Here is a 3,782-nt window from a genome sequence, read left to right as displayed (position 1 = left end):
CAAAAGCTCACAGGAGATGTTGTATTGCCTGCAGATCTGTGCCTGGGATCTCTCCCCTTTTAGAGCCTCAAGCACAACTTGGACTTTGAAATGAGGTGAAAACTCTCTTCTTCCACTCATCGTGAACCCCCTTTCCTCCTCTTGTTAAGTATACACCCCAATAAGGGATGTGTCCAAAAAATGGGGTTCACTACATCCTGCATCTTTTGGGCAAGTTGAATCCGACTTGACAAATCTATCTCTTTTAGCCAATTTTACCGCTGCCTAAATCCAGGGGTTTTCAATGATTTGGTATAATCAGGCATGGTAGAGGCACACCCCTGTGCGTGCCCTCGAGTCCGGCAGGCACAAGGAGGAACGGCGAATGGCGAGTAGCGAGTGGTGATTCTCCCCTATTCGCTGCTCGCTACTCGCTACAGTTACAGCGCTGGCGAAAAGCGTTGAAAACCCCTTCTTGGATGAAAGGCGGCTTGTTTTTATCTTCGGTTGTGATATAATACTTTGGTACAAACCCTAGGGCTGGACCGGTCCGAAGTTAAGCTTCTGGAGAAGAGGGCCTCTGCGAAGGTTAAGGAACGAGGAACCAGGAGTGGAAAACGTTACAACGTTAAACGTTGAACGTGCAACGGATTTCCTTTCTCCTCGTTCCTCCGATGTAAGCCGCTTCGATGAAGGAGGAAGCCTATCTCCTTTAGAGGCGGGAGGAGGTCACAGGAAGATGGTATCCTGGGCAGGCGATCGAAGCCCGAGGATTCGATTTAAATATAAGCACAAGGAGGGTTAGAGATGATGAGGTTTTCCGTTCTTTTGGTTTTCTCCTTTGTCCTGGGCTTCTATCTGACGCCTCTCCTTTTCGCCGATAGGATATTCTACGACAGCTTTGAAGATGAGGCGTTCACGAAATCCGCCTGGGAGAAAGGAGAGGGGAATCTCCACTGGGAGCTCAGCACAGACTACAACCATACTCCGGGAGGTAGAACCTGTATCAAGCTCATCTCAAAACAGATGCAGGTTTGGGAGGACATATGGCATGTGATAAAAGAGAAGCCCAAACCCGCCCATGTGAGGATCTGGTTCTACGAGAGAGGATGGAAGAACAAGGTGAAGGTAGATCAGCAATATCTCCTTATAGGGGACGGCACAACCGATAAGGACTCAGCCAACTTCTGTCAGATAGGACAGACGGGAAATCCGAATTACGACGGTCACTACGCCATATGGAACAACACCTCATGGGTCAAGAGCAAGGCCTCTTCTCAGGAGGAGAGATGGGTGAAGATGGAGTTCGTGTTATACAAGGATGGGACGGCGAAGATACTCATAGATGACATAGAGGAGTATGTCTTCCCTCAGAAGTGGCCTCATCTGGGGACAATTGGGCTTGCCAGCTATGGCCGGACGGACAGAGGAGGGGTTCCAAACGGGTATTGGGATGACATAGAGGTGTTCGACACCGAGGAGGCGCCCGCTCTGGAGGTTGAGCCCGGGGGAAAACTCTCTCTGACATGGGGTGAGATAAAATCCCATCCTCTTTGATCGGAGGTGATGTGATCGAGCAGATTTCGGATTTAAATTCGCATTTCGAAATTTGACGCTTTCCTAAGAGGAGTTATAATAGACTGAGGAAGCCCCTACAGCGTCCTAAAGCCGGATTTGCTGTTGTCCCTGGCCTGGCAGGGGCCGGGACGGCGAGAGGGTTTTTCCCTGCCGAAGAGCTCTTCCGTTAGGAGCTTCCTTATTTCTCTGAGGCTATGATAGCCTAGCTATCAGCTATTACAAAAAGCTGAGCGTTGAGAGCTAACCGCTGACAGCTTTCAAGGTGATTTGACATCCTCCGGTGATATAAGGTATACTTGGATAAGTATACGTATAGGAGGTAGGAGAGATGAGGATGAAACAGGAGCATCTCAGGACGAAGAGGAAACTGACGCTCTACGTGCCCGACAGGTTCATACCATACGTCGAAAGAGCCGCCGAGATGGCTGAAAAGGAGGGGAAAAGCCTCGGAACCTTTCTATGGGAGACGCTCGCCATGAGGCTGGAGGAGAGCTCATCAAAGGCGAGGAAGCTGAAGGGCGTCCTGGCTGACTACGCGTTGAAAGGGGTTAATCCTGAGGAGGTCAGAGAGAAGGTGAAGGAGGAGGTAGCGAGGGATGCGGCGAAAGAAGGGGCCGTTGATTGACACCAACGTGATCCTCAGATATCTGCTGGAGGATCTGCCAGAGCAAAGTGAGGCAAGCGCCAGATTCATGGAAAATTTGGGGAGAGGGGAAGAAGCCTACATACACGATGTGGTCATAGCGGAGGTTATATGGACGCTTGAGAAGTTCTATAAGGTTCCGAGATCCAAAATCCGCGATGTGGTGTCGGAGTTGCTCTCGATAAGGGGGATCGTCCTCTCAAATAAAGGTGTCCTCTTGAGAGCTCTTCAGCTTTATGCGGATAAGAAGATAGATTTCGTGGATGCCCTCCTTGCATCCTTAGTTCTGGAGGATGAGGTTGAAGTCGTGACGTTCGATAAGGATTTCAGAAGGGTCGGGGTCACCATAAGGAATTTGTTAAGAGAAAGGGGTGAGGGATGATGAAAATGGCTAAGCTGATATTGACGTTAAATTTGATCCTCATCTGTTTGCAAATGGCCTTTTCTAAAGCGGTGGACGAGCACACCGTGTTGCTGCTGAATTTCGACGGCGACTCCCTGGTGATCGATCAGGGGGTTTTAAAAAGGTAAAGGATCTATCCGGAAACGGCAACGATGCCTTTGTCAACACACAAGGTGGGGAGCCTGCCGTTAATCTCACCAAGAAACCATCCGGCCCGCCTAAGGTGGTAGAGGGTAAATTCGGTAATGCTCTTTATTTCGACGGAACGAACTTCCTCGAGGTGCCCTCATCCAAAACCATCGAGATTACCGATCAGATAACGCTGGAGGCATGGGTGAAACCGGAGGTATTGTCGATGGGGGAAGATAACATGACCGTGCTGACAAAGGACTGTAGCTATTACATGGTACTTCGGGAAAACAGCCATCTGGCCACTTACTTCTATGGGCTTAATCCGCCCGGATACCATCTAAGCAAATCCACTTTGAAAGAAGGAAAATGGAGCCATATAGCGATAACCGCCGACGGATCAAAGGTAAAGGTTTATATTAACGGGAAGCTCGACTCGGAGATAAGCTCCTCAGGAAAGATATCTGTATCAGAATGTGGAGCCCCCCAATCGATAGGGATAGGTGCGGAGGTGAGGATTCCGGAAAGAGGACAGCCAAACCACAGGTATTTCAAAGGCTGTATAGACGAGATAAGAGTATCGGATACCGCCAGGAGCGAGGAGGAGATAAAGGAGTCTTTCATGCATGGGCTTCAGGTCGGTGTTGAACCATCAGATAAGCTCCCCCTGACATGGGGCAGGTTGAAAAGATAACGAAGGATCCCATCTCCTACTCCGAGCTCCTCAGCTCCGAAAAACCGATAAGCCCGTCGAATCTCCCGGAAGGCCCTCTCGGCTATCTCCACGGGGAATCCCCCCGGCGTTTTCTCCTTTCGACCGATCTCCAACACCAGAGGTCGAGGCGCCACGCAAGCGAAGATATCGCTGAACTCGAAGTTCTCCTCCAACCCCGGGAAGTTCCAACAAGGGCAGTGTCCCCGTTTCATATTCGGAATGGCGGTCAACCATCCGCTGCTGACGGCGATCCTGATTCGTTCATCCAGCGCCGCGACGTACATCACGGTCTCGCCCCCGAGCGACAGGCCGACCGTTCCGATCTTCTCCTCATT

General features: G+C 50.5%; 7 protein-coding genes. 5 read left to right on the top strand and 2 right to left on the bottom strand.

All coding sequences use genetic code 11. The features are described 5' to 3' along the window. Positions 1 to 120, bottom strand: a 120-nt coding sequence (locus J7M22_11160) for a transposase (GenBank protein MCD6507166.1), incomplete at its 3' end; no start/stop codon positions are given. A 666-nt stretch (positions 121 to 786) separates the two neighbouring features. Between J7M22_11160 and J7M22_11155 the strand changes: the two genes are divergently transcribed. The 5 genes from J7M22_11155 to J7M22_11135 all read left to right on the top strand — a co-directional run bounded on the left by J7M22_11155 (position 787) and on the right by J7M22_11135 (position 3,426). Next, positions 787 to 1,536 carry a hypothetical protein gene (locus J7M22_11155; GenBank protein ID MCD6507165.1) on the top strand — a complete coding sequence of 250 codons (750 nt, stop codon included), beginning with the start codon at positions 787 to 789 and terminating at the stop codon, positions 1,534 to 1,536. A 349-nt stretch (positions 1,537 to 1,885) separates the two neighbouring features. Further along, complete coding sequence (locus J7M22_11150; protein ID MCD6507164.1) at positions 1,886 to 2,182, top strand: hypothetical protein; 297 nt, start codon at positions 1,886 to 1,888, stop codon at positions 2,180 to 2,182. Beyond that, on the top strand, positions 2,154 to 2,582 hold the full coding sequence (locus tag J7M22_11145) for a PIN domain-containing protein (protein ID MCD6507163.1): 429 nt from the start codon (positions 2,154 to 2,156) through the stop codon (positions 2,580 to 2,582). Before J7M22_11150 ends, J7M22_11145 begins: the two co-directional genes overlap by 29 nt. A 5-nt stretch (positions 2,583 to 2,587) precedes the next feature. Beyond that, positions 2,588 to 2,731: a hypothetical protein gene (locus J7M22_11140; protein MCD6507162.1), complete on the top strand. Its 144-nt coding sequence runs from the start codon at positions 2,588 to 2,590 to the stop codon at positions 2,729 to 2,731. Between the two features lie 95 nt (positions 2,732 to 2,826). Then, positions 2,827 to 3,426 (top strand): LamG domain-containing protein, encoded by a 600-nt coding sequence (locus tag J7M22_11135; protein MCD6507161.1) that lies wholly within the window; start codon positions 2,827 to 2,829, stop codon positions 3,424 to 3,426. Here the strand turns inward: J7M22_11135 and J7M22_11130 are convergent. Beyond that, positions 3,366 to 3,782 (bottom strand): hypothetical protein (locus tag J7M22_11130; protein ID MCD6507160.1); only part of this gene is annotated, 417 nt, incomplete at its 5' end. The genes J7M22_11135 and J7M22_11130 overlap by 61 nt on opposite strands.

The sequence above is a fragment of the Candidatus Poribacteria bacterium genome (assembly GCA_021162805.1).
GTDB lineage: Bacteria > Poribacteria > WGA-4E > B28-G17 > B28-G17 > JAGGXZ01.
Note: the sequence above shows the minus strand (reverse complement) of the source record. Positions and strands in the feature narration are given on the sequence as shown.

What these genes read in the sequence shown, in the direction of transcription:
- J7M22_11155 (MCD6507165.1), top strand. Translation starts at nt 787, where the DNA reads ATGATGAGGTTTTCCGTTCTTTTGGTTTTCTCCTTTGTCCTGGGCTTC.
- J7M22_11150 (MCD6507164.1), top strand. Translation starts at nt 1,886, where the DNA reads ATGAGGATGAAACAGGAGCATCTCAGGACGAAGAGGAAACTGACGCTC.
- J7M22_11145 (MCD6507163.1), top strand. Translation starts at nt 2,154, where the DNA reads ATGCGGCGAAAGAAGGGGCCGTTGATTGACACCAACGTGATCCTCAGA.
- J7M22_11140 (MCD6507162.1), top strand. Translation starts at nt 2,588, where the DNA reads ATGGCTAAGCTGATATTGACGTTAAATTTGATCCTCATCTGTTTGCAA.